General features: G+C 62.0%; 1 protein-coding gene. It reads left to right on the forward strand.

The window, feature by feature from the left end:
- Nucleotides 1-10: 10 nt before the first annotated feature.
- The coding region (locus ACLJNW_RS24035; RefSeq protein ID WP_410961196.1) for a HAMP domain-containing protein at nt 11-321 on the forward strand (311 nt) is incomplete at its 3' end.

Genomic DNA, 321 nt, shown 5'->3' on the forward strand with positions numbered 1-321 from the left:
CAGCGTGGCGATGGACAAGACCTACCAGCTCGACGACGCCGTTCTCGGCTATCTCGATACCCAGTTGCAAAAGCGCCTGCAACAGGTGCGCACGCAGATGCTGTTGCTAGTCGCCGCGCTGGCCGTGGTTTTCGCCGCGATCCTATACCTCTACGGCGGTTTCTACGTTTCCACCCGTGCCACCCTGAAGGATCTCGGGCGAATGATGGAGCGCGTCGCCGGCGGCGACATGACGGTCAGCTTCCAGGCCCGCAGCCGTGACGAGCTGGGCGAGCTGGGACAATCGTTCAACGAATCGGTGGCGAAGATCCACGACCTGAT

This window comes from Salmonella sp. SAL4457, from assembly GCF_046548235.1.
Lineage (GTDB): Bacteria > Pseudomonadota > Gammaproteobacteria > Enterobacterales > Enterobacteriaceae > Salmonella > Salmonella enterica.